We start from the raw sequence: 23,755 nt of genomic DNA, 5'->3' as shown, positions 1-23,755 counted from the left end.
TTGAGTTGAAGGCAAGGCGATAAACCGGCGAATAGCTTAAAGCAAAACGGCGACCCGAAGGCCGCCGTTTAGTACAGCGCCCCATTGTTTCAGGCGGTAGCGGGTTCTTCCGTTGGTTTCGGTTTCGGCAGTGAAGACAGAAACGCCATGATCAGTGCCGCCAGATACGGCAGCGATTGCACCAGCAGCATCGTTACCCAGAAGCGCATGTCGTTGCTCGGCAGACCCTGCACCAGACAGATGCCCAGCGCAGCGCCCCACAGCATCAGCATGATGAACAGCTCTTCGCGGGCCTCGGAAATTGCCACCAGCAAGCCATGGCTTTCGGCGTTTTTCGGGGTGCGGAAGAACGGGATGCTGGTGGTAAAGAACCCGTACAGCACCGCTTTGGCGATGGTGTGAGACAGCGCCAGCCCCGCGAGCGCCGCATAGAACGCGTCCGTGAGGTTCACGCCAACGGCGCGACGGTACAGGAAGATGATCTTGCCGACCTTGAAGAAAAACAGCGCCAGCGGGGGGATCGCGAAAATCAGCAGCGGCGGATCAACACGGTTGGGCACGATGATCATCGCCGATGACCAGAGCAATGCGCCGACCGTGAAGAAGATGTTCATGCCATCGGCCACCCAGGGCAGCCAGCCCGCGAGGAAGTGATAACGCTGGCCGCGGGTCAGCTCGGTGTCCTTGCCACGCAGCAGGCTGGCGGCGTGACGCTTGATGATCTGAATCGCGCCATAGGCCCAGCGAAAACGCTGCTTCTTGAAGTCGATGAAGGTGTCGGGCATCAGCCCCTTGCCGAAGCTGTTGTGCGCGTACGCCGCCGAATAGCCTTTTTCGAACACGCGCAGGCCCAGTTCGGCGTCTTCGCAGATGCACCAGTCCGCCCAGCCAAGCTCCTCAAGCACCGAGCGACGGGTCATGGTCATGGTGCCGTGCTGAATGATCGCGTCGCGGTCGTTGCGGGTGACCATGCCGATGTAGAAGAAGCCTTTGTATTCGGAGTAGCAGAGTTTCTTGAACGCACTTTCGTGCTGATCGCGATAGTCCTGCGGCGACTGCACCACGGCGATTTTCGGATCGGCGAAGTGCGGGACCATGTGCTTGAGCCAGTTGCGGTCGACGCAGTAGTCCGAGTCGATCACGGCAATCACTTCGGCGTCCGGCGCGGTGTGCGGGATCAGGTAGTTCAGGGCGCCGCCCTTGAAACCGGCCAGGGGTGCGACGTGGAAAAACTTGAAGCGCGGGCCGAGCATCTCGCAGTGGGCCTTGACCGGCTCCCACACGGCGGGGTCCTTGGTGTTGTTGTCGATCAGCAACACTTCGAAATCCGGGTAATCCAGCGCGGCCAGTGCGTTGAGGGTCTGTTTGACCATCTCCGGCGGCTCGTTGTAGCAGGGCACATGGATCGAGACTTTCGGTCTGTAGGCCGAATCCCCTTCAACGGGCAGGAATTCGCGGCGGCGCTTGTGCGTCCACACCGCTTCGGCCAGTTCGTGTGCCTCGGTCAACAGCACGATAAAGACGCCGAACGCGCCCAGCGCCAGTAAAAATCCGACGAGCAGACTGAACCAGGTGCTGTATTGCTGGCTGTAGTCGTAGCCGATCCAGACCAGAACCGAGCCGCACAAGAAGGCGATAAAGGTCAGGAATGTCCGGCCACGCTGACGCAGCGCCGAGCCATCAATCAGCAGCAAGGCGAGGGCAAGCATCGCCAATACCGCCGAGCCGATCGCCAATACGCGCCACTGCGGGATCGCCACGACCGGGCCTTCGAAATTGAATTTCTGCTGGCGGGCGGCGTTATACACGCCCCAATACGCGCCGACCGAGCCTTCGTCGCTGGCTTTCCACGGCTGATCGAAGGCCTCGATCACGAAGTAGTTGAAGCCCTGACGGTTGAGCTTGTTGACCAGCGTGCGCAGGTAAACCGCCTGATCCGCCTGGGTGGCGTCCGCACCGCCGCGCATGTGGCCATTGCTCGGCCAGCCGACTTCAGAGAGCAGCAGCGGCTTTTTCGGGAACATGCGTTTCAGTTCGCGGGCGCGGTCGAGCACGTACTGCCCGGCTTTATCCATCGGGATGTATTCCCAGTACGGCAGGATGTGCGCGGCGATCAGGTCAACGTGCTTGGCCAGTTCCGGGTACTTCTCCCAGATATGCCACTGCTCGGACGTGGTCACCGGGACTTTGACGGCGGCGCGCACGCGGTCGAGGGCGGCCATCAGGTCCTTGGGTTTGATCTCTTCGCGGTACAGCGCTTCGTTGCCGACCACCACGCGAACCACACTGCGCATCGTGTTCGCCAGCTCGATCGCCGTGGTGATTTCGCGCTCGTTGCGCTCCAGGTCCGGGCTGATCCAGATACCGAGAGTCACCCGCAGGCCGAACTCCTCCGCCAGCTTGGGGATGTCCTTGAGCGTGCCGTCCACCGAGTAGATACGGATGTTGTCCGTCTGCTTGCTCATCAGCTCCAGGTCCTGACGCATTTCTTCGTCGGACGGGTAGAGATCCTTCTGTGGATTCTGTCCCAGCCGGAAAGGCGAATAGGAGAAGCCGGAGATCTGCTCAGGCCAGTTGGGGGCGGTGACGGGGCGGTTGATCAGCGCCCAGAAGCCGGTAAACAGCGCGGCGATCGCCACGACGACCACGAGGTTGAGTCCAAATTTACGCGATGACATAGATGCTTCAGGTTCCAAGAGGGGAACGGGGAGGAGTGACAGGGTACAGCGGGCCGAAACTTTGGCAACCGACATGTGTTGAAGTTCTGTTCGGCCACGTATGTAGGGCACTTGCCTGTTCTCTTCGGGCTTGCCGGGAAAGAGGTGACTTTCAGACCAAACGACCGCAACTCAGCGCTTTGCGAATCGCTGGCAAGGCCTATAATGCGCGCCGGTTTTTTGGGGTATTGGTCATGAGCACAGAAGATCCGCGTTTCGCTGGCGTCGCCCGCCTGTACGGCATTGAGGGCCTGGAACGCCTGCGCGCGGCCCATGTGGCGGTGGTCGGCATCGGCGGCGTGGGTTCCTGGGCGGCGGAAGCCATGGCGCGCTGTGGCGTGGGCGAGATTTCCCTGTTTGATCTGGACGACGTGTGCGTCAGCAACAGCAACCGCCAGTTGCATGCGCTGAGCAGCACCGTTGGCCGCGCCAAGGTCGACGTCATGGCCGACCGTTTGCGGGAGATCAACCCCGATTGCGTCGTTCATGCCGTCGCCGACTTCGTCACCCGCGAAACCATGGCCGAATACATCACGCCGGACATCGACTGCGTGCTCGATTGCATCGACAGCGTCAACGCCAAGGCCGCGCTGATCGCCTGGTGCAAACGCCGCAAGATCCAGATCATCACCACCGGTGGCGCGGGTGGGCAGATCGACCCGACCCTGATTCAGGTCTGCGACCTCAACCGCACGTTCAACGATCCGCTGGCTTCCAAGGTGCGTTCGACCCTGCGCCGCGACTACGGTTTTTCCCGCACGGTCACTCGCCATTACAGTGTGCCGTGCGTGTTCTCCACCGAGCAACTGCGTTACCCCAAGCCGGACGGCAGCATTTGCCTGCAGAAAAGCTTCGTCGGCGATGGCGTTAAGCTGGACTGCGCGGGTGGTTTTGGCGCGGTGATGATGGTGACGGCCACGTTCGGGATGGTTGCCGCCACCAAGGCCGTGGACAAAATCGTCGCCGGCGTGCGACGGCCGTCGGAGCGGGCCAAAGCACAGCCAACGGACTGACGGCAGAGGATGTGGGAGCATGCTTCCTCACGAAGACTGCATTTCAACGGCTGAATATTTAGCGGATGCGCCGGCCTCTTCGCGGGCAAGCGCGCTCCTACAATTCGATCGGGGTCTAACCCAGAGATCGATTCAGCCGCAAACCCTGTAGGAGCGCGCTTGCCCGCGATTGCGGTGTGTCAGTCGCCATCGATGTTTCTGACACGACGCCTTCGCGAGCAAGCTCGCTTCCACAGGTCTTGCGTCCAACGCGGATATTCGGTGAACCACGATCAACTGTAGGAGCGCGCTTGCCCGCGAATGCGATCTGCCTGTGCCATCAATCCCAACAGACCCACCCCGTTCGCGGGCAAGCGCGCTCCTACATTGGCTCTCGGCAACGCACACAATCTTCGGGCTACACAAAATCCGTAGGAGCCGGCTTGCTGGCGAACGCGCTGGATCTGAAAAGAAGATGTCGACCGAAACATCGCTTTCGGCGAGCAAGGTGGAGCGCCATCCCGGTCACTCCCACGGGTTTTGTGTTTGGTGGGTGACGGCGCGGCGTCTGGACCACGGAGAAATCCTACGATGCGATCTGCCGCATCTTCTGCAACACCGCATTCAGCCCATTGCTCCGGGATGACGACAGCTGACGACTCAATCCCAGCTGCGTGAACCACTCAACCAGATCCACTTGCTGCAGCGCTTGCAGCGACAGGCCATTAACCCGCGCCAGCAGCAACGCCACCAGACCCCGAATCAAGCGCGCGTCACTGGCGGCGCGGAACTGCCAGTGCCCGTCGATAACGTCGCCCACCAGCCACACCTTGCTCTCGCAGCCGTCCACCAGATGCTCGTCGGTCTTTTCATCGTCGCTTATGGGTGGCAGGCGGTCGCCCCATTGCATCAACAATCGTGCGCGCTGCTCCCAGCTCAATGCCCCGTTGAAGGTTTCCAGTGCCGTGTGCGCGTCGGTCGGCAGGCTCATCGCAACAACTCCAATGCCTGATCCAGTGCGGTGAAAAATCGCTCCAGGTCCTCGGAATCGTTGTACAACCCCAGCGACACGCGGATTGCGCCGGAGAGGCCCAAACCACTGATCAACGGGATGGCGCAGTGGTGACCGGCGCGAACGGCAACGCCTTGCTCAGTCAGCAGGTGTGCAAGATCGGCGTTGTGCACGCCCTCGACAACGAAACTCACCAGCGCCACGTGGGGATCGCCCAGCACGTGCACACCGTCGCGCAGCGTCAGTCCGGCGCGCAGCCGCTCATGCAGGCGCGCTTCGTATTCGGCGACAGCGGACTGATTGAGGTCGTTGAGATAATCCAGGGTCGCGCCGAGGCCGATCACTGCGCTGATGGGCGGCGTGCCTGCTTCGAAGCCCAGCGGAGCAGGACGAAACGTCGCCGTCTGGTAACCGGTCTGCAGGACCATCTCGCCGCCGAACTGCCAGTGCCGCAACTGCGCCAGCGCGTCGTGTCGCCCGAACAGCACGCCCACGCCATCCGGGCCGTACAGCTTGTGGCTGGAAAACACATAGAAGTCGCAGCCGATGTCCTGGACATCGTGTCGGCCATGGACGACGCCTTGGGCGCCATCAATTACCGTCAGTGCGCCCTTCGCCTGGGCCAGCGCTACGAGTTGCCGAACCGGTTGCCAGGTGCCGAGCACGTTGGACAACTGACTGACCGCCAGCAAACGGGTGCGTGAAGTGATCAGCCCGGCGGCGGCGTCCACATCAACCACCCCGGCGTCGGTGATGGGCAGCACCACCAGCTTGAGGTCGCGACGCAGGGCCAGTTGCTGCCAGGGCAACAGATTGGCGTGATGCTCCAGCGCGCTGATGACAATCTCGTCGCCGGCCTGAAACTCATGCTCCAGACCATAAGCGAGCAGGTTGAACGCGGACGTGGCGCCGTGGGTGAAAACGATCTGCCCGCACGCTCCGGCATTCAGCCATTCGCCGGCCTTGCGCCGCGTGTCCTCGAAGGCCTGAGTCGCCATGGCGCCCGGCAGGTGCTGGGCGCGATGCACATTCGCCGCGCCGTTGGCGTAGTAATGCACCGTGGCGTCGATCAGGGCTTGGGGTTTTTGTGCGGTGGCGGCGCTGTCCAGGTAGGTCTGGCCTTGCCGTTGCAGGGCGTCGATGGCCGGAAAGTCAGCGCGCCAGGGAGAAATGAGGGGCATGTCAGTCACGCTCGTTGAGGCGGGTTCGGTGCCCCGGGGGAGCCCGAACCCGCACGCAGCATCGATCAGTTGTGAGCGTGCAGCGCTTCGTTCAGCTCGATGGCCGACTTGTGGGATTTGCATTCCACCGCGCCGGTCTGCGAGTTGCGACGGAACAGCAGGTCCGGTTGACCAGCCAGCTCACGGGCCTTGACGACCTTGACCAGCTCGTTCTTGTCATCCAGCAGCGCGACCTTGGTGCCAGCAGTGACGTAGAGGCCGGCTTCAACGGTGTTGCGATCGCCCAGCGGAATGCCGATGCCGGCGTTCGCGCCGATCAGGCAGCCTTCGCCGACCTTGATCACCATATTGCCGCCGCCCGACAGCGTGCCCATGGTCGAGCAACCGCCGCCCAGGTCCGAACCCTTGCCGACGAATACGCCAGCCGACACACGACCTTCGATCATGCCCGGGCCTTCGGTGCCGCCGTTGAAGTTGACGAAACCTTCGTGCATCACGGTGGTGCCTTCGCCGATGTAGGCACCCAGACGCACGCGCGCGGTGTCAGCGATGCGCACACCGGCCGGCACCACGTAGTCAGTCATCTTCGGGAATTTGTCCACCGAGAAGACTTCCAGCAGATGGCCTTTCAGGCGGGCTTCCAGCTGACGCTCGGCCAGTTCGCCCAGGTCGATGGCGCCCTGACTGGTCCACGCGACGTTCGGCAGCAGCGGGAACACACCGGCCAGGCTCAAACCGTGGGGCTTGACCAGACGATGGGAGAGCAAATGCAGCTTGAGGTAAGCCTCGGGGGTGGACGTCAGCGCGGCGTCTTCAGCCAGCAGCGTGGCCACCAGCGGCTTGTGGCTTTCGGCCAGTCGGGTCAGCAGCGCGGCCTGAGTGTCGTCGATGCCTTTGAGGGCATTGGCCAGACGCGAGGAAAGATCGGTATTAAATGCGATGGCCTGATTGCCACCGGTGTAGCCCAGGATAGGCGCGACGGCGGCGACGATTTCAGCCGACGGGTTGAGCAGCGGCAGGGCGTAGAAAACTTCCAGCCAAGTGCCTTGACGGTTTTGTGTGCCAACGCCAAAGGCCAGGCTGAACAGAGAAGTGGACATGCAGATACCTCGTTATTTAGGGCTATCTCAATCAGGCGATAGCCGCAGCGTACAGTTCGGGTTTGAAACCAATCAGGGTTTTATCGCCAAGATCCAGCACCGGGCGCTTGATCATCGAGGGCTGAGCGAGCATCAGCTCAATGGCCTTTTCCTGGTCGAGGTCGGCTTTCTGCGCCTCGTCCAGTTTGCGAAAGGTCATGCCGGCGCGGTTGAGCACCGTCTGCCAGCCATGCTCGTTGCACCAACGGGTCAGGGGTTCGCGATCGATGCCCTGGGTCTTGTAGTCGTGGAAATCGTAGTTCACCGATTTTTCGTCGAGCCAGGTGCGCGCCTTCTTCATTGTGTCGCACGCCTTGATCCCAAACAGGTGCAACGTGTGGGTTTCCTTGGCCATGGGCCTGCTCCTTTCGGGACGGTTGAAAAAAACGGTGGAGGATTATGCCACGTACACGCAGGGTAAGCGCGGCGGGCCGACGCTTTGTCTATTGGACCAGGGATTGTGAACCGCGACCTGTGCCGAAAACGGCTGGCCACGACTTATGTATCAGAACCGCATGACCGTTGCAGCCGCTAAGCGGGGCACCTTGAGTCCTTTGACTCAACTATCCAACAGCTTCTTTTTCTCCATTTCAAATTCCTCATCTGTGATAAACCCACGTTCCTTCATAGACGCCAAACTCTCCAGCTGCGAGTACTTCATATGAGGGGTGATACCCGAGAAAGCCCTCCCTGAAAACTTGAAATCTGACGCAGACCACATAATCGCTACAAGCCACCCGATCATTGTCCAGCCGAGCAGGAGGTTTACCAAAAAAATCGCGGCGTAGCTGGGATGTTTCCTGCTCCGCGCGTTTAATGTTGGTGCGAAGTAAAAGATTATGAAGATGAGAAATCCGATAAGTGCAGGAATGATGTTGTGGTCGGTTTGCATTGCTTCAAGCTCCTTGGTGTTGCCGCTTACCCTATACCTGATGGATCAAATATTGACCGAAAGATCCGACGCTTGAAAACCTTCCTACGGACAGGCTCGATAGGGATTGAAACGTGCTGGGAAAATGCCCGATGCGCACAAAAAAGCCTGCAGATCGCCGCATTTCACCGGATTGAAATATAGGGCGCTTGGGCGCTAGCTGCTCAATCGCAGCGTGTGGACCCTGTTGGAATTTGCGTTCATCGGCCTGGTCGTCCTGCTGCTCGATCTACAACTGCCGGACATCATCGCCACCGTCACCCACCACGAAGCCACCCTGTGGCCGACACTGTTGTGGTGTTGCCTTGATGTGCTGGCGATCTTCGTCGTGCTGGCGGTGTTGCGTTATATCTGGGTGCAAAGCGTCTTGCAGCTAATCATTCAGATCCGGCGCTGGCGCGACAGGTGCGACCGGCCCCTTGATCTGTCGACCCGTTCGTCATTGATGAGGACCAAGGCGGGTGCGTGGTGCGGTAACGCTCGCGGGTACGTTGTGGGTGCAGTGGGTCTGGCGCACTGAGGCTGGAGGCTGGCCTCAGTGCGTAGAGTGTCAGCGGGGGATCAACGGCTCGTCACGAAATTCCGGATGCGCTGCGCGGCTTCGATGCACTCGGCCAGCGGTGCAACCAGTGCCATGCGCACCCGGCCCGCGCCGGGGTTGAAGCCATCGACATCGCGGGACAGGTACGAGCCGGGCACCACCGTCACGTGTTCGGTGACGAACAGATCCCGGCAGAAGTTCGCGTCGTCCGTGCCGACGCTGGGCCAAAGATAGAAACCGCCGTCCGGGTGTTGCACGTCCATGACCGGGCTGAGGATTTCCAGCACGGCATCAAACTTTTCCCGGTACAGCGTGCGGTTGGCGCGCACGTGTTCTTCGTCGCTCCAGGCCGCGATGCTCGCCAGTTGCGTTTGCACCGGCATCGCGCAGCCGTGGTAGGTGCGGTAGAGCAGGAACGCCTTGAGAATCTCGGCATCGCCGGCGACGAAACCTGAACGCAGGCCCGGCAGGTTCGAGCGCTTGGACAGGCTGTGGAACACCACGCAGCGCTTGAAATCCTGACGACCCAGTTCCGCGCAGGCGCTGAGCAGGCCTGCCGGCGGGGTGGCTTCGTCGAAATACAGCTCGCTGTAGCACTCGTCCGCCGCAATCACGAAATCGTGCTTGTCGGCGAGGGAGATGAGCTTCTTCAGGGTTTCCAGCGGGATCAGCGCACCGGTCGGGTTGCCTGGCGAGCACAGAAACAGAATCTGGCAGCGGTCCCATACGTCAGCGCTGACGGCATCGAAATCCGGGTTGAAACCGTGCTCGGCCAGGCACGGCAGATAGTGCGGGGTGGCGCCGGCCAGAAACGCCGCGCCTTCATAGATTTGGTAGAACGGGTTGGGGCTGACCACCAGACCGTTGTCGCTGCGATTGACGACCGTCTGGGTAAACGCGAACAACGCCTCGCGGGTGCCGTTGACCGGCAGCACGTGTCTGGTTGCATCCAGCCAGCCGGCAGGCACGCTGAAACGGCGCTCGCACCATTTGGCGATGGCTTCACGCAACGCAGGAATCCCGGCTGTGGTCGGGTAGACCGCCATCTGATCGAGGTTATCGGCCAGCGCCTTGGCGACGAACTCCGGCGATTTGTGCTTGGGTTCGCCGATCGACAGGGCGATCGGACGTTTGTCCGGATTTGGCGTGACGGCACCGAGCAACGCGCGAAGTTTCTCGAAAGGGTAGGGCTGAAGCTGCTGCAGGGCGTTATTCATGTCGAATCGTTCTCAAGGCTGTGCGCCCGCACTCGTGTTCACGATGTGGCAGGGCGCCGTTGAATCAAGTCGTTAAGTCGCGCCGTCCTGGCGGGTTCAAATGCTGATGCGCAACTCGCTGCCGGGCTCGGGATTGACGCTGAGCTGCTCGACAATTTCATCCTGCAGGCGTCGGCACAGTTGCGGGTCGGACAGCGGCTGGTGGTTTTCATCGGTCAGGAAGAACACGTCTTCCACACGTTCGCCTAACGTGGCGATCTTGGCGTTCTGCAATGACAGATCGAACTCCAGGAAGATCTTGCCCAGTCGCGCCAGCAACCCGGGTCGATCCGGCGCACTGAGTTCCAGCACCGTGACCGGCCGTTGCGCGTCGTTGGAAATCGTCACCACGGGCGCGAAGGCAAAGTGCTTGAGCTGACGCGGTACCCGGCGCTTGATGATGGTCGGGTAATCGTCGGGGTTGCGCAGCGCCTCGGTCAGGCCTTCGCGAATGGCCTTGATGCGCTCCGGATTTTCGCCGATTGAACCGCCTTCGCTGTCGAGCACGATGTAGGTGTCGAGGGTGAACTGGCTGGTGGACGTGATGACGCGGGCGTCGTGAATGTTCAGGTTCAGCTGGTCCATCGCCGCCACGGTCACGGCGAAAAAGTCGTGCTGGTCGGGCGCATAAATGAAGATCTGCGTGCCGCCTTCGAACTCGCGCTGGGTGGTTTCCTTGATCAGCACCAACGGGCCGCCATCGGCGGGCTGCTGCAAAATCGCATCGCTGTGCCAGGCCACGTCGCCTGCGGTGTGACGCAGGAAATAGTCATCACCCAGCTGCGACCACAATTGCTCGACGTCGTCGGGATCAGTGCCGCTGCGCACCAGAATATCCAGTGCGGCACTTTGCGTGCGACGGATCTGCTCCTCGCGGTCGACCGGGTTCTCCAGCCCACGCTTGAGCGCGCGCTTGGTCTCGGTGTACAGCTGGCGCAACAGGCTGGCACGCCACGAGTTCCACAGCGTCGGGTTGGTCGCGTTGATGTCGGCGATGGTCAGCACGTAGAGGTAGTCCAGATGCACTTCATCGCCGACGAACTGGGCGAAGTCGTGAATCACCTGCGGGTCGGACAAGTCCTTGCGCTGGGCGGTGGTCGACATCACCAGATGGTTCTGCACCAGCCAGACAATCAGCTGGGTGTCCCAATTGGGCAGGTGATGACGAATGCCAAACGCTTCGGCATCCACCGCGCCCAGTTCCGAGTGATCGCCGCCGCGGCCCTTGCCGATGTCGTGGTAAAGCCCGGCCAGATAAATAAGCTCGGGCTTGGGCAGTTTGGCCATGAGCTTGCTGGCCAGCGGGAATTTCTCTGACACCTGCGTGTATTGCAGCTTACGCAAGTGCTTGATCAGGTTCAGCGTGTGGGCATCGACCGTATAGATGTGGAACAGGTCGTGCTGCATCTGCCCGACGATGTGGCCGAACTCCGGCAGGTACAGCCCGAGAATGCCGTAACGGTTCATCCGCCGCAGATTGCGGTGGATGCCGATCTCGCATTTGAACAGCTCGATGAACAGGCTGGTGTTGCGGATATCGTTGCGGAAATCGTCGTTGATCAGGTAGCGGTGTTCCCGCAGCAGCCGGATGGTGTCGGCCCGCACGCCCTTAATTTCCGGGCGCTGCGCCATCAGCACGAAGATCTCGAGCATCGCGAACGGCGTGCGTTTGAAGACGTTCGGATGGGTCGCTTCGATGTAGCCGTCATGCAGCTGGAAGCGCGAGTTGATCGTCTTGGTGACCGTGCCTTCGTCGTCCGCCAGGATGACTTCTTCGAAGTGCTGGATGATCAGGTCGCTGAGCTGCGCGATGCTCATGACCACCCGGTAGTACTTCTGCATGAAGCGCTCTATGGCCAGCTTGGCGTCGCTGTCTTCGTAGCCCAGCAGGCGCGCGATGCTGGTCTGGTAATCGAACAGCAGACGGTCTTCGGAACGACCGGCGAGCATGTGCAGCGCGTAACGGACCTTCCAGAGAAATTCCTGGGAGGACGCCAGCAGCGCGTTTTCGCTTTCCAGCAGAAAACCCTCGTCGGCCAGTGCGTGCAGATTCAGCGTGCCGTACTGGCGACGGGCAACCCAGAGAATGGTCTGAATATCGCGCAGCCCGCCGGGCGAGCCTTTGACGTTGGGTTCGAGGTTGTATTCGGTGTCGAAATACTTGTGATGACGGTTCTTCTGCTCGGCGCGTTTGGCCAGGAAGAACTCTTTGCTCGGCCACATTTCGCGAGTGCTGGTGACGGCGAGCATGCGCTGACGCAGTCGCTCGGGACCGGCAATTGTGCGGCTCTCCATCAAATTCGTGATGACGGTCAGATCGGCCCGGGCTTCGGTGACGCATTCGTCCACCGAGCGCACGCTCTGACCGACTTCCAGGCCGATGTCCCACAGCAGCGTCAGAAAGCGCTCGATGGAATCGCGGAAAACTTCATGGTCGGCGCTGTCCAGCAGGATCAGCAGATCAATGTCGGAGTAGGGGTGCAGTTCGCCACGACCGTAGCCGCCGACCGCCAGCAAGGCGATGTCGGCGTCTTCGCTCCAGTCGAACTGATCCCAGGCCTGTTGCAGGATGTTATCGACGAACCAGGCACGGTCTTCGATCAGTCGGCGAATTTCCCGGCCTGACTTGAAGCGTCCGTCCAGCACTTCGCGCGCCTGACGAATGGCTTTCTTGAAGGCGGGTATGGGGCTGGCCTTCAGTGCCAGCTCGGCCTGAAACTGGCCGCGATCGAACAAATCTGGGTCCACCTGCGGCATCGAACTGCTTTCCTTCTATCTATACCGACCGTGCTAAACCGACCGTGCTGGCTGTACCGACCACAATGGCGAGTGACTTCGCGATCAGGCCGAGGTGCGGGCGATGGTGTCATCGCTGCGCAGGGTGAAGATTTCGTAGCCGGTCGCGGTCACCAGAATGGTGTGCTCCCATTGCGCCGACAGCTTGCGATCCTTGGTGATGGCTGTCCAGCCATCGCCCAGCAGACGCGTGTCGGCCTTGCCCTGGTTGATCATCGGCTCGATGGTGAAGGTCATGCCTTCTTTCAGCTCCATGCCGTCGCCGGCCTGGCCGTAGTGCAGCACTTGTGGCTCTTCGTGGAACACCCTGCCGATGCCGTGGCCGCAGTATTCGCGGACGACCGAGAAGCCGTTTTTCTCGGCGTGCTTCTGGATCACTTCGCCTATATCGCCCAGGTGCGCGCCGGGCTTAACCACTTCGATGCCTTTATAAAGGCACTCTTGCGTGACGCGCGAAAGACGCTCGGCCCACTCAGGCACTTTGCCTACGTGGAACATCTTGCTGGTGTCGCCGTGGTAGCCGTCCTTGATGACGGTCACGTCGATGTTCAGCACGTCGCCATTCTTGAGCGGCTTCTCGTTCGGGATGCCGTGGCAAACCACGTGGTTGATCGAGGTGCAGATGGATTTCGGGAAACCCTTGTAATTCAGCGGCGCCGGAATGGCCTTTTGTTCGTTGACGATGTAATCGTGGCAGAGGCGGTCCAGCTCGTCGGTGGTCACGCCAGGCTTTACATGGGCGCCGATCATTTCCAGCACGTCCGCAGCCAGGCGGCCGGCAATGCGCATCTTTTCGATGTCTTCGGGGGTTTTCAGTGTCACGGTCATTAAACAGGCTCTCTCGGCGCGGCGTCGCCACGGCTTGATACGGAAAAAACGCGATTCTACCAGACCGTCGTCAGGCGGGTTATCATCGCGTCCTCCATCGACGCGGGCCGGGTATCCGACCGCAGGCACGAGGGGGACAAAAGCGTCGGAAAAACAGGCTCTTATTTCGAGTTCCGTTATCCGGTCTTTTGTGATATAAAATGCGCCGCTTTACGGGGTCTGCCCCGAAAGCTCTAACCCACACACGTGTCGACACGATGACCTGGGTGCCTTCGGCTCAAGCCGCTGGTTGGTCATTGGGATACGTGGAGGCCTAACCCGACTTATCAAGGAACTATCATGTCCCAAGTCAACATGCGCGATATGCTGAAGGCCGGTGTGCACTTCGGTCACCAGACCCGTTACTGGAACCCGAAAATGGGTAAATACATTTTCGGCGCGCGCAACAAGATCCACATCATCAACCTTGAAAAAACCCTGCCTATGTTCAACGAAGCGCTGACTTTCGTTGAGCGCCTGGCTCAGGGCAAAAACAAGATCCTGTTCGTCGGCACCAAGCGTTCCGCTGGCAAGATCGTTGCTGAAGAAGCAGCACGTTGCGGTTCGCCGTACGTCGATCACCGCTGGTTGGGCGGCATGCTGACCAACTTCAAGACCATCCGCGCTTCCATCAAGCGTCTGCGTGATCTTGAAATCCAGGCAGAAGACGGCACTTTCACCAAGCTGACCAAGAAAGAGGCGCTGATGCGTACTCGCGATCTGGAAAAGCTGGATCGTAGCCTGGGTGGTATCAAGGACATGGGCGGTCTGCCAGACGCTCTGTTCGTTATCGACGTTGATCACGAGCGCATCGCGATCACCGAAGCCAACAAGCTGGGTATCCCGGTCATCGGCGTTGTCGACACCAACAGCAGCCCTGAAGGCGTTGACTACATCATCCCGGGCAACGATGACGCAATCCGCGCCATTCAGTTGTACATGGGTTCGATGGCTGACGCTGTGATCCGTGGTCGCAACAACAATGCTGGCGGCACCGACGTTTACGCTGAAGAAGCTCCAGCGGCAACTGTTGAAGGCTGAGTAACAAACGCCTGGCGTTGACTCAGTACGCAAAAAAGGGGGCTTGGCCCCCTTTTTGCCACCTCGAAAACCATCTGACGTTGCCATCGATCTTATTGTCATGTGCAGCAGTCACCATGGATTTTCAAGAATTTGAACGCCCGTATTGCGGGTGGAATGGTTGAAGACCTATCCAAGAGGATTTTGAAATGGCAGAGATTACTGCAGCGTTGGTCAAAGAACTGCGCGAGCGTACCGGCGAAGGCATGATGGATTGCAAAAAGGCCTTGACCAAGGCTGGCGGCGACATCGAAAAAGCCATCGACGATATGCGTGCTTCGGGCGCAATCAAAGCAGCCAAGAAAGCAGGCAACGTTGCTGCTGAAGGCGCCATTGCCATCAAGGACGACGGTAAAGCCGCAGTCCTGATCGAAGTCAACTCCCAGACCGACTTCCTGGCTCTGCAGGACGACTTCAAGGCATTCGTCGCTAAAAGCGTCGAGAAAGCCTTCGCTGACAAGCTGACCACCGTTGAACCTCTGGTTGAAGCGCAGGAAGCTGATCGTCTGGTTCTGGTCGGCAAGGTTGGCGAGAACGTCAACATCCGTCGTCTGGCTCGCATCGAAGGCGACGTGCTGGGTTCGTACCTGCACGGCAACAAGATCGGCGTAGTTGTCGTTCTCAAGGGCGGCAACGCCGAGCTGGCGAAAGACATCGCCATGCACGTAGCGGCGACCAACCCTGAGTTCCTGCTGCCTTCGGACGTTTCGCCAGAAGCGATCGAGCGCGAGAAGAACGTCTTCCTGCAGTTGAACGAAGACAAGCTGAAAGGCAAGCCTGCTGAAATCGCCGAGAAGATGGTTGGCGGTCGTATCAGCAAGTTCCTGGCTGAAGCCAGTCTGGTTGAGCAGGCGTTCGTCAAGAACCCGGAAATCAAGGTCGGTGAACTGGCCAAGAAAGCCGGCGCTGAAATCGTTTCCTTCACCTACTTCAAAGTAGGCGACGGCATCGAGAAGCCAGTCGACAACTTCGCTGAAGAAGTCGCTGCTCAAGTAGCTGCAAGCAAGCAATAAGACGGTTTTCCAACTGTCGCCCCGAAGAGGCTGCCCGCTAACGCGCGCAGCCTCTTTGTCAAAGCGGTACGCGGAATTGTTATTGCTGCACGGAATTTGTTTTTGCAGGGGTTTGGGCCTACGAGGCTGCAATTCCCTGAAGCAGTGACCTAGAGTTAGCGCAGGTCGAAAACGGCCCGCAACTCGAACGATTTTTTTCAAACGCCGCAGGAGAGATTCGCAATGGCTCAGCAGGGCAGTGGTTATCAAGCTCGCTATAAACGCATTCTACTCAAGCTCAGCGGCGAGGCCCTGATGGGGTCGGAAGAGTTCGGCATCGACCCCAAGGTGCTGGATCGCATGGCCCTTGAAGTCGGTCAGTTGGTCGGCATCGGCGTTCAGGTCGGTCTGGTCATCGGTGGTGGCAACCTGTTCCGCGGCGCAGCGCTGAGCGCGGCCGGCATGGACCGGGTCACTGGCGACCACATGGGCATGCTGGCCACCGTGATGAATGCGCTGGCCATGCGTGACGCGCTGGAGCGGGCCAATATCTCGGCCATCGTGATGTCAGCCATTTCCATGGTGGGCGTGACCGATCACTACGACCGTCGCAAAGCCATGCGTCACCTGAATGCCAAGGAAGTCGTGATCTTCGCCGCCGGTACCGGCAATCCGTTCTTCACCACGGATTCGGCAGCGTGCCTGCGCGCGATCGAGATCGACGCTGATGTCGTGCTGAAAGCAACCAAGGTCGATGGTGTGTACACTGCCGATCCATTCAAGGACCCGCATGCCGAGAAGTTCGATCGTCTGACCTATGACGAAGTGCTGGATCGCAAGCTGGGTGTAATGGATCTGACAGCCATCTGTCTGTGTCGTGACCACAAGATGCCACTGCGTGTCTTCAATATGAACAAGCCCGGCGCCCTGCTGAACATTGTGCATGGCGGCGCGGAAGGTACTTTGATCGAGGAAGGCGAACAATGATCAACGAAATCAAGAAAGACGCTCAAGAGCGGATGAAAAAATCCCTTGAGTCCCTGGCCCATGCATTCGGCCAGATCCGCACCGGCAAGGCGCACCCGAGCATTCTCGGTAGCGTGATGGTGCCGTACTACGGTTCCGACACCCCGTTGAGCGGCGTCGCCAACGTGACCGTGAAGGACTCCCGTACGCTGCAGGTCGTGGCGTTCGAGCGCAACATGCTCTCTGCGGTCGACAAGGCCATCCAGAGCGCTGGCCTGAATCTGAACCCGACCAACCTGGGCGAGATGCTGTTGATCTCCATGCCTGCCCTGACGGAAGAGACCCGCAAGGGTTTCACCAAGCAGGCACGCAGCGCCGCAGAAGACGCCCGCGTTGCCGTGCGTAATATCCGCCGTGACGCGTTGGGTGAGCTGAAGAAGCTGGTCAAGGACAAGGAAATCAGTGAAGACGAAGAGCGCCGTGCTGCTGCCGACATCCAGAAGCTGACGGACAAGGCAGAGGCGGACATCGACGCCGCGACCAAGTCCAAAGAAGCGGACCTGATGGCCGTATAAGGGCCGGGAAGCTTTCATGGATAAGACAAAGCTGGCTGCGCCGGCATCGGTGCCGCGTCATGTCGCGATCATCATGGATGGGAACAACCGCTGGGCGAAGAAGCGCCTGCTACCCGGTGTAGCAGGCCACAAGGCTGGCGTTGACGCTGTTCGTGCGGTGATTGAAGTCTGTGCCGAGGCCAAGGTCGAGGTGCTGACCTTGTTCGCGTTTTCCAGCGAAAACTGGCAGCGCCCGGCTGAAGAAGTCGGCGCGTTGATGGAGTTGTTTTTCACGGCGTTGCGTCGCGAGACCAAGCGCTTGAACGAGAACGGCATCAGCCTGCGCATCATTGGTGATCGTTCGCGCTTTCACCCTGAGCTTCAGGCCGCCATCCGCGAAGCCGAGCAGCGCACGGCTGAGAACAGCCGCTTCGTCCTGCAGATTGCCGCCAACTACGGCGGTCAGTGGGATATCGCTCAGGCTGCGCAGCGCCTGGCCCGAGAAGTTCAGGCAGGTCATCTGCGGCCGGACGACATCACACCTGAGTTGCTGCAAACGTGTCTCGCCACCGGCGACCTGCCGTTGCCCGACCTGTGCATCCGCACGGGCGGTGAGCACCGCATCAGCAATTTCCTGCTCTGGCAGCTGGCCTATGCCGAGCTGTATTTCTCCGACCTGTTCTGGCCGGACTTCAAACACGAAGCCATGCGCACTGCGCTGGCCGATTTCGCTTCTCGCCAACGCCGCTTCGGGAAAACCAGCGAGCAGGTAGAAGCTGGAGCCCGCGCTTAATGCTTAAACAACGAATCATCACTGCGCTGATCCTTGCGCCGCTGGCCTTGTGCGGTTTCTTCTTGCTGGCAGGCGGCAGCTTTGCATTGTTCATCGGCGCGGTCGTCGTGCTCGGCGCCTGGGAATGGGCCCGTCTTTCCGGCTTCGAGGCGCAATCGGCCCGCGTTCTGTACGCCGTGGTGGTCGCTGCGCTGCTGTTTCTGTTGTATCTGCTGCCTGACCTCGCGCCATGGTTGCTGGTGGCGGCGCTGATCTGGTGGCTGGCGGCAACCTGGCTGGTGCTCACCTATCCCGAGTCCAGCGAGTACTGGTCCAGTGCCATCTGCAAACTGCTGATCGGTTTGCTGATACTGCTGCCGGCATGGCAGGGTCTGGTGCTGATCAAGCAAATGCCGTTGGGCAACTGGCTGATCCTTTCGGTGATGATTCTGGTGTGGGGTGCCGACATTGGCGCCTACTTCTCCGGCAAGGCGTTCGGCAAGCGCAAGCTGGCGCCGAAGGTCAGCCCGGGTAAAAGCTGGGAAGGCCTTTATGGTGGTCTGGTGGCGTGCCTGGTGATCACTGCGGTGGTGGGTGTCTACCGCGGCTGGTCGCTGGGTGAAATCATCTTCGCGTTGGTATGTGCGGCGATTGTCGTGCTGATCTCGGTCGTTGGTGATCTCACCGAGAGCATGTTCAAGCGCAAATCCGGGGTCAAGGACAGCAGCAACCTGCTGCCGGGCCACGGTGGTGTGCTGGATCGCATCGACAGCCTGACCGCCGCCATTCCGGTGTTCGCCTTGCTGCTCTGGGCTGCCCAGGACTGGGGCGTGATGTGAGTACGCCTCAGCTCATTACCGTGCTCGGTGCAACGGGCTCGGTCGGGTTAAGCACGCTGGACATCATCGCGCGGCATCCGGCGCGTTACCAGGTGTTTGCGCTCACCGGTTACACGCGACTGGCCGAGCTGTTGGCGCTGTGCGTTCGTCATACCCCGCAGTTCGCCGTTGTGCCGACGACGGCCGCCGCCCGGCAGTTGCAGGACGACCTGCGCGTGGCCGGTCTCGACACCCGCGTGCTGGTCGGGGAGGGTGGGCTCTGTGAAGTGTCTGCGCACCCTCTGGTGGATACCGTGCTGGCCGCGATTGTCGGTGCCGCCGGTTTGCGCCCGACCCTTGCCGCTGTCGAGGCGGGCAAGAAAGTCTTGCTGGCCAACAAGGAAGCGCTGGTCATGTCCGGCGCCTTGTTCATGCAGGCTGTTCGCCGCAGTGGCACGGTACTGCTGCCGCTCGACAGCGAGCACAACGCGATCTTCCAGTGCCTGCCGCGTGATTACGAAAGCGGTCTCGAGAAGGTCGGCGTCAGACGCATTCTGCTAACCGCATCCGGTGGCCCGTTCCGTCAGACGCCGCTCGCCGAGCTGGAGCACGTCTCCCCGGATCAGGCCTGCGCTCATCCCAACTGGTCCATGGGCCGCAAGATCTCCGTCGATTCCGCCAGCATGATGAACAAGGGCCTTGAGCTGATTGAAGCCTGCTGGCTGTTCGACACGACGCCCGCGCGGATCGAGGTGGTGATTCACCCCCAGAGCGTGATCCATTCGATGGTCGATTACGTCGACGGCTCGGTGCTGGCGCAGTTGGGTAATCCCGACATGCGCACGCCGATTGCCCACGCGCTGGCCTGGCCCGAGCGCATCGACTCGGGCGTTGCGCCGCTGGATCTGTTCAGCATCGCGCGGCTGGACTTCGAAGCACCGGACGAAGTGCGCTTCCCATGCCTGCGTCTGGCGCGGCAAGCTGCTGAGGCGGGCGACAGTGCGCCTGCGGTTCTGAACGCGGCCAATGAAGTCGCGGTCGCGGCGTTTCTGGACAAGCGCATTCGCTATCCGGAAATCGCGAGTATGATCGACGAGGTTTTGAACCTTGAGCCTGTCGTCGCCGTGTCCGAGTTGGAGACGGTTTTTGAGATCGATGCACGTGCCCGCACTCTGGCCGAGCAGTGGCTGGATCGCAATGGTCGCTAGGCAGTCTGTTCAGGCGGTCATGTTTTCTATGATTCGCAGGCAATGTGGGCTTCAACGCACCGCTAGATCGGTACCCGGAGAGCAGCGATGAGCGCGCTATATATGATTGTCGGCACCCTGGTTGCGCTGGGCGTGCTAGTGACGTTTCACGAATTCGGTCATTTCTGGGTAGCGCGTCGCTGTGGCGTCAAGGTCCTGCGTTTCTCGGTGGGCTTTGGCATGCCGCTGCTGCGCTGGAGTGATCGCAAGGGCACCGAATATGTCGTCGCGGCGATTCCGCTCGGCGGCTACGTGAAAATGCTCGACGAGCGGGAGGGTGACGTTCCCCCCGAGCTGGCTGATCAATCTTTTAACCGCAAGTCGGTTTATCAGCGCATCGCCATCGTGATTGCCGGCCCGGTCGCCAACTTTCTACTGGCGATTGTATTTTTCTGGGTACTCGCAATGCTGGGCAGCCAGCAGGTCCGACCTGTCGTGGGCGGCGTCGAGCCAGGCAGTATTGCGGAAAAGGCCGGGCTGAGTTCCGGTCAGGAAATCGTCTCGGTTGATGGCGAGGCCGTCACCGGATGGGCGGGCGTGAACCTGCAACTGGTGCGTCGACTGGGTGAGAGCGGCAGCATCGCGATGAAGGTTCGCGAACAGGGTTCTGACGTCGAAACTCCGCGTTCGCTGGTGCTCAACGACTGGCTCAAAGGCGCAGCCGAGCCGGACCCGATTCGTTCGCTGGGTATTCGCCCGTGGCGTCCGGCTCTGCCGCCGGTTCTGGCAGAGCTCGATCCGAAAGGCCCCGCACAAACCGCCGGGCTGAAAACCGGCGACCGCCTGCTTGCCCTCAATAAGGAGCCTGTCGACGAATGGCAGAAGGTCGTTGACTGGGTTCGTGTCCATCCCGATACGCGGATTTCAGTAAGCGTGGAGCGTGACGGCGCGCAGCTGGATGTGCCCGTCGATCTGGTGACACGCGGCGAAGGCACTGCGGCAACCGGGTATCTCGGTGCCGGCGTGAAAGGCGTGGATTGGCCGCCGGAGATGTTGCGCGAGGTCAGCTACGGCCCTGTAGCCGCCGTCGCAGAAGGCGCGCGGCGTACCTGGACCATGAGCGTGCTGACCCTCGATTCGCTGAAGAAAATGTTGTTCGGCGAGCTCTCGGTAAAAAACTTGAGCGGACCGATAACCATTGCTAAAGTGGCGGGCGCTTCGGCCCAGTCAGGCGTAGGTGACTTCCTGAATTTCCTCGCTTATCTGAGCATAAGCCTGGGTGTTCTCAATTTGCTGCCCATACCAGTGCTGGATGGGGGGCACTTGCTGTTTTATCTGATCGAGTGGGCGCGTGGTCGACCACTGTCAGAGAAGGTGCAGGGCTGGGGGGTCCAGATCGGTATCAGTCTAGTGGTTGGAGTGATGTTGCTCGCACTGGTCAACGATCTGGGACGACTGTAAAAGCTACGCCGAATTGTGAATCTGCCGCATTTTGCGGCAGTTTGTTTATTGCCAGTTGGAATAAGAAAGGACTTCATGAAACGTCTGCTGCTAACTGCGGTTCTTGCCGTACTGATGATCGCCGAAGTTCACGCCGAGTCCTTCACTATCTCCGATATCCGTGTCAACGGTCTGCAGCGGGTTTCCGCCGGCAGCGTGTTTGGTGCGCTGCCGTTGAACGTGGGTGAACAGGCCGATGATGGGCGTCTTGTCGACGCAACTCGCGCGCTGTTCAAAACCGGATTTTTCCAGGACATCCAGCTGGGCCGCGACGGTAACGTCCTGGTCATCACAGTTGTCGAGCGTCCGTCGGTTTCGAGTATCGAGATCGAAGGCAACAAAGCGATCACCACTGAGGACCTGATGAAGGGTCTGAAGCAGTCGGGTCTGGCCGAAGGCGAAATCTTCCAGCGCGCTACGCTGGAAGGCGTCCGCAACGAGCTGCAACGTCAGTACGTTGCACAGGGCCGCTACTCTGCAGAAGTCGCCACCGAAGTCGTGCCGCAGCCGCGTAACCGTGTGGGTCTGAAGATCAACATCAACGAAGGCGCGGTCGCTGCCATTCAGCACATCAACGTGGTGGGTAACTCGGTCTTCCCCGAAGACGATCTGGTTGATCTGTTCGAACTGAAGACCACCAACTGGCTTTCCTTCTTCAAGAACGACGACAAGTATGCCCGTGAGAAACTCTCCGGCGACCTGGAACGTCTGCGTTCGTACTACCTCGATCGCGGCTATATCAACATGGATATCGCCTCGACCCAGGTATCCATCACGCCCGACAAGAAGAGCGTGTACATCACCGTCAACATTCATGAAGGCGAGAAGTACAGCGTCAAGTCGGTCAAGCTGAGCGGTGACCTCAAGGTCCCTGAGGATCAGGTCAAATCGCTGCTGCTGGTCAAGCCGGGCCAGGTGTTCTCCCGCAAGGTGATGACCACGACCTCCGAGCTGATCACCCGCCGTCTGGGTAACGAGGGTTACACCTTCGCCAACGTCAATGGCGTTCCGACGCCGAACGATGAAGATCACACCGTCGACATTACCTTCGCCGTCGATCCGGGCAAGCGCGCTTACGTCAACCGCATCAACTTCCGTGGCAACACCAAGACGGCGGACGAAGTGCTGCGTCGCGAAATGCGCCAGATGGAAGGCGGCTGGGCTTCCACTTACCTGATCGACCAGTCCAAGACCCGTCTTGACCGTCTGGGCTTCTTCAAGGAAGTGAACGTTGAGACCCCTGCGGTGCCTGGCACCGACGATCAGGTCGACGTGAACTACGCCGTTGAAGAGCAGGCGTCCGGTTCGATCACCGCCAGTGTCGGCTTTGCGCAAAGCGCCGGTCTGATCCTCGGTGGCTCCATCAGCCAGAACAACTTCCTGGGTACGGGTAACAAGGTCACCATTGGTTTGACCAAAAGTGAATACCAGACCCGCTACAACTTCAGCTACGTCGATCCGTATTTCACGCCGGACGGTGTGAGCCTCGGCTACAGCGCGTTCTATCGCAAGACTGACTACAGTGACCTCGACGTCGACGTGGCGAGCTACTCGGTCGACAGCCTTGGTGCCGGCATCAACATGGGCTACCCGATCAGCGAAACTTCTCGCCTGAACTACGGCCTGTCGGTACAGAAGGATGAAATCAGCACCGGTAAGTACACCGTTGACGAGATCTTCGACTTCATCGACAAGGAAGGCGACAGCTTCACCAACTTCAAGGCGTCGGTGGGCTGGTCCGAGTCGACCCTGAACAAAGGTACGCTGCCGACCCGTGGCAGCTCCCAGAGCCTGACCCTGGAAACCACCATTCCGGGCAGCGACCTGTCGTTCTACAAGCTTGATTATCGCGGCCAGTTGTTCCACCCGATCACCAACACCTACACCCTCCGTCTGCACTCAGAGTTGGGCTACGGCGACGGTTATGGTTCGACGTCCGGTCTGCCGTTCTACGAGAACTACTACGCCGGTGGTTTCAATTCGGTCCGTGGCTTCAAAGACAGCACGTTGGGTCCGCGGAGCACGCCTAGTGACGGTAAGAAGCGGGGCACCACCGCTGACCCGGACCAGGATCCGCTGCCGTTCGGTGGTAACGTCCTGATCACCGGCGGTGCGGAAATCCTGTTCCCGCTGCCGTTCATCAAGGACCAGCGTTCGCTGCGTACTTCGATTTTCTGGGACGTGGGTAACACCTTTGACACCAACTGCAGTAACAAAAGGCTCACGACCGATAACCAGAAAGTCGAATGTAAGAGCCCTGATCTTTCCGGCCTCGCAAGCTCCGTCGGTGTGGGCGTGACATGGGTGACTGCACTGGGTCCGTTGAGTTTTGCACTGGCCCTGCCGGTCAAGAAACCGGACGACAGCACCGAAACCCAAGTCTTCCAATTCTCTCTCGGTCAGACCTTCTAAGGGTCTGATCACTGCTAACGACAACGGATTCTGTAGGAGTTA

At 60.0% G+C, this 23,755-nt stretch carries 19 protein-coding genes and 1 pseudogene; 11 read left to right on the top strand and 9 right to left on the bottom strand.

Features of this window, described 5'->3' with window-relative positions; translation table 11 throughout:
- Nucleotides 1-89: 89 nt before the first annotated feature.
- Nucleotides 90-2,678 (bottom strand): glycosyltransferase family 2 protein, encoded by a 2,589-nt coding sequence (locus L4G42_RS02630; RefSeq protein ID WP_237251130.1) that lies wholly within the window; start codon nucleotides 2,676-2,678, stop codon nucleotides 90-92.
- A gap of 233 nt (nucleotides 2,679-2,911) precedes the next feature.
- On the opposite strand from L4G42_RS02630, the gene tcdA reads away from it, so the two are divergent.
- Complete coding sequence (gene tcdA / locus L4G42_RS02625; RefSeq protein ID WP_237251129.1) at nucleotides 2,912-3,730, top strand: tRNA cyclic N6-threonylcarbamoyladenosine(37) synthase TcdA; 819 nt, start codon at nucleotides 2,912-2,914, stop codon at nucleotides 3,728-3,730.
- Between the two features lie 565 nt (nucleotides 3,731-4,295).
- Here the strand turns inward: tcdA and L4G42_RS02620 are convergent.
- The 5 genes from L4G42_RS02620 to L4G42_RS02600 all read right to left on the bottom strand — a co-directional run bounded on the left by L4G42_RS02620 (nucleotide 4,296) and on the right by L4G42_RS02600 (nucleotide 7,933).
- Nucleotides 4,296-4,700, bottom strand: a complete 405-nt coding sequence (locus tag L4G42_RS02620; protein ID WP_237251128.1) for a SufE family protein — start codon at nucleotides 4,698-4,700, stop codon at nucleotides 4,296-4,298.
- Nucleotides 4,697-5,902: an aminotransferase class V-fold PLP-dependent enzyme gene (locus L4G42_RS02615; RefSeq protein WP_237251127.1), complete on the bottom strand. Its 1,206-nt coding sequence runs from the start codon at nucleotides 5,900-5,902 to the stop codon at nucleotides 4,697-4,699. The genes L4G42_RS02620 and L4G42_RS02615 overlap by 4 nt, the downstream gene beginning before the upstream one ends.
- Nucleotides 5,903-5,967: 65 nt before the next feature.
- Nucleotides 5,968-7,002, bottom strand: a complete 1,035-nt coding sequence (gene dapD / locus L4G42_RS02610) for a 2,3,4,5-tetrahydropyridine-2,6-dicarboxylate N-succinyltransferase (protein WP_237259165.1) — start codon at nucleotides 7,000-7,002, stop codon at nucleotides 5,968-5,970.
- Between the two features lie 31 nt (nucleotides 7,003-7,033).
- Nucleotides 7,034-7,396, bottom strand: a complete 363-nt coding sequence (locus L4G42_RS02605; protein ID WP_237251125.1) for an ArsC family reductase — start codon at nucleotides 7,394-7,396, stop codon at nucleotides 7,034-7,036.
- 204 nt (nucleotides 7,397-7,600) lie between these two features.
- Nucleotides 7,601-7,933 (bottom strand): superinfection immunity protein, encoded by a 333-nt coding sequence (locus L4G42_RS02600; protein WP_237251124.1) that lies wholly within the window; start codon nucleotides 7,931-7,933, stop codon nucleotides 7,601-7,603.
- Nucleotides 7,934-8,132: 199 nt separating this feature from the next.
- Here L4G42_RS02600 and L4G42_RS02595 point away from each other — a divergent pair.
- Nucleotides 8,133-8,472, top strand: a pseudogene (locus L4G42_RS02595) (Na+/H+ antiporter); the annotation flags it as partial.
- Between the two features lie 61 nt (nucleotides 8,473-8,533).
- On the opposite strand, the gene dapC reads toward L4G42_RS02595, so the two are convergent.
- From dapC to map, 3 genes are all read right to left on the bottom strand, one after another.
- Nucleotides 8,534-9,730, bottom strand: coding sequence for a succinyldiaminopimelate transaminase (gene dapC / locus L4G42_RS02590; RefSeq protein ID WP_237251123.1), 1,197 nt, complete (start codon nucleotides 9,728-9,730; stop codon nucleotides 8,534-8,536).
- A 96-nt stretch (nucleotides 9,731-9,826) separates the two neighbouring features.
- The gene (locus tag L4G42_RS02585) at nucleotides 9,827-12,526 is read right to left on the bottom strand and encodes a [protein-PII] uridylyltransferase (RefSeq protein WP_237260485.1); all 2,700 of its coding nucleotides are present in this window, start codon (nucleotides 12,524-12,526) and stop codon (nucleotides 9,827-9,829) included.
- Nucleotides 12,527-12,610: 84 nt separating this feature from the next.
- Complete coding sequence (gene map / locus L4G42_RS02580; protein WP_237251121.1) at nucleotides 12,611-13,393, bottom strand: type I methionyl aminopeptidase; 783 nt, start codon at nucleotides 13,391-13,393, stop codon at nucleotides 12,611-12,613.
- A 339-nt stretch (nucleotides 13,394-13,732) separates the two neighbouring features.
- On the opposite strand from map, the gene rpsB reads away from it, so the two are divergent.
- The 9 genes from rpsB (at nucleotide 13,733) to bamA (ending at nucleotide 23,713) form a co-directional block, all read left to right on the top strand.
- Nucleotides 13,733-14,473, top strand: coding sequence for a 30S ribosomal protein S2 (gene rpsB / locus L4G42_RS02575; RefSeq protein ID WP_037014262.1), 741 nt, complete (start codon nucleotides 13,733-13,735; stop codon nucleotides 14,471-14,473).
- A gap of 188 nt (nucleotides 14,474-14,661) precedes the next feature.
- Nucleotides 14,662-15,525: a translation elongation factor Ts gene (tsf, locus tag L4G42_RS02570; RefSeq protein WP_237251120.1), complete on the top strand. Its 864-nt coding sequence runs from the start codon at nucleotides 14,662-14,664 to the stop codon at nucleotides 15,523-15,525.
- A 222-nt stretch (nucleotides 15,526-15,747) separates the two neighbouring features.
- Nucleotides 15,748-16,491 carry a UMP kinase gene (gene pyrH, locus L4G42_RS02565; protein WP_037014256.1) on the top strand — a complete coding sequence of 248 codons (744 nt, stop codon included), beginning with the start codon at nucleotides 15,748-15,750 and terminating at the stop codon, nucleotides 16,489-16,491.
- Nucleotides 16,488-17,045 carry a ribosome recycling factor gene (frr, locus tag L4G42_RS02560; RefSeq protein ID WP_065989845.1) on the top strand — a complete coding sequence of 186 codons (558 nt, stop codon included), beginning with the start codon at nucleotides 16,488-16,490 and terminating at the stop codon, nucleotides 17,043-17,045. Before pyrH ends, frr begins: the two co-directional genes overlap by 4 nt.
- 16 nt (nucleotides 17,046-17,061) lie before the next feature.
- Nucleotides 17,062-17,817 carry a polyprenyl diphosphate synthase gene (uppS, locus tag L4G42_RS02555; RefSeq protein ID WP_237251119.1) on the top strand — a complete coding sequence of 252 codons (756 nt, stop codon included), beginning with the start codon at nucleotides 17,062-17,064 and terminating at the stop codon, nucleotides 17,815-17,817.
- Entirely contained in the window at nucleotides 17,817-18,635 is an 819-nt protein-coding gene (locus L4G42_RS02550; protein ID WP_237251118.1) for a phosphatidate cytidylyltransferase, read from the top strand. The genes uppS and L4G42_RS02550 overlap by 1 nt, the downstream gene beginning before the upstream one ends.
- A complete protein-coding gene (gene ispC / locus L4G42_RS02545) occupies nucleotides 18,632-19,822 on the top strand; it encodes a 1-deoxy-D-xylulose-5-phosphate reductoisomerase (RefSeq protein WP_237259163.1) in 1,191 nt (396 codons plus the stop codon). The genes L4G42_RS02550 and ispC overlap by 4 nt, the downstream gene beginning before the upstream one ends.
- A gap of 87 nt (nucleotides 19,823-19,909) precedes the next feature.
- A complete protein-coding gene (gene rseP / locus L4G42_RS02540) occupies nucleotides 19,910-21,262 on the top strand; it encodes an RIP metalloprotease RseP (RefSeq protein WP_237251116.1) in 1,353 nt (450 codons plus the stop codon).
- Nucleotides 21,263-21,337: 75 nt separating this feature from the next.
- Nucleotides 21,338-23,713, top strand: a complete 2,376-nt coding sequence (gene bamA / locus L4G42_RS02535; protein ID WP_237251115.1) for an outer membrane protein assembly factor BamA — start codon at nucleotides 21,338-21,340, stop codon at nucleotides 23,711-23,713.
- Nucleotides 23,714-23,755 lie beyond the last annotated feature (42 nt).

Source organism: Pseudomonas petrae (assembly GCF_021728295.1).
Classification (GTDB): Bacteria; Pseudomonadota; Gammaproteobacteria; order Pseudomonadales; family Pseudomonadaceae; genus Aquipseudomonas; species Aquipseudomonas petrae.
The sequence above is the reverse complement of the archived record's forward strand: the minus strand, read 5'-3'. Positions and strand labels throughout refer to the sequence as shown.

Bases quoted from the DNA above. Each gene is read 5' to 3' on its own strand.
- L4G42_RS02630 (WP_237251130.1), bottom strand. From the start codon at position 2,678: ATGTCATCGCGTAAATTTGGACTCAACCTCGTGGTCGTCGTGGCGATC.
- tcdA (WP_237251129.1), top strand. From the start codon at position 2,912: ATGAGCACAGAAGATCCGCGTTTCGCTGGCGTCGCCCGCCTGTACGGC.
- L4G42_RS02620 (WP_237251128.1), bottom strand. From the start codon at position 4,700: ATGAGCCTGCCGACCGACGCGCACACGGCACTGGAAACCTTCAACGGG.
- L4G42_RS02615 (WP_237251127.1), bottom strand. From the start codon at position 5,902: ATGCCCCTCATTTCTCCCTGGCGCGCTGACTTTCCGGCCATCGACGCC.
- dapD (WP_237259165.1), bottom strand. From the start codon at position 7,002: ATGTCCACTTCTCTGTTCAGCCTGGCCTTTGGCGTTGGCACACAAAAC.
- L4G42_RS02605 (WP_237251125.1), bottom strand. From the start codon at position 7,396: ATGGCCAAGGAAACCCACACGTTGCACCTGTTTGGGATCAAGGCGTGC.
- L4G42_RS02600 (WP_237251124.1), bottom strand. From the start codon at position 7,933: ATGCAAACCGACCACAACATCATTCCTGCACTTATCGGATTTCTCATC.
- dapC (WP_237251123.1), bottom strand. From the start codon at position 9,730: ATGAATAACGCCCTGCAGCAGCTTCAGCCCTACCCTTTCGAGAAACTT.
- L4G42_RS02585 (WP_237260485.1), bottom strand. From the start codon at position 12,526: ATGCCGCAGGTGGACCCAGATTTGTTCGATCGCGGCCAGTTTCAGGCC.
- map (WP_237251121.1), bottom strand. From the start codon at position 13,393: ATGACCGTGACACTGAAAACCCCCGAAGACATCGAAAAGATGCGCATT.
- rpsB (WP_037014262.1), top strand. From the start codon at position 13,733: ATGTCCCAAGTCAACATGCGCGATATGCTGAAGGCCGGTGTGCACTTC.
- tsf (WP_237251120.1), top strand. From the start codon at position 14,662: ATGGCAGAGATTACTGCAGCGTTGGTCAAAGAACTGCGCGAGCGTACC.
- pyrH (WP_037014256.1), top strand. From the start codon at position 15,748: ATGGCTCAGCAGGGCAGTGGTTATCAAGCTCGCTATAAACGCATTCTA.
- frr (WP_065989845.1), top strand. From the start codon at position 16,488: ATGATCAACGAAATCAAGAAAGACGCTCAAGAGCGGATGAAAAAATCC.
- uppS (WP_237251119.1), top strand. From the start codon at position 17,062: ATGGATAAGACAAAGCTGGCTGCGCCGGCATCGGTGCCGCGTCATGTC.
- L4G42_RS02550 (WP_237251118.1), top strand. From the start codon at position 17,817: ATGCTTAAACAACGAATCATCACTGCGCTGATCCTTGCGCCGCTGGCC.
- rseP (WP_237251116.1), top strand. From the start codon at position 19,910: ATGAGCGCGCTATATATGATTGTCGGCACCCTGGTTGCGCTGGGCGTG.
- bamA (WP_237251115.1), top strand. From the start codon at position 21,338: ATGAAACGTCTGCTGCTAACTGCGGTTCTTGCCGTACTGATGATCGCC.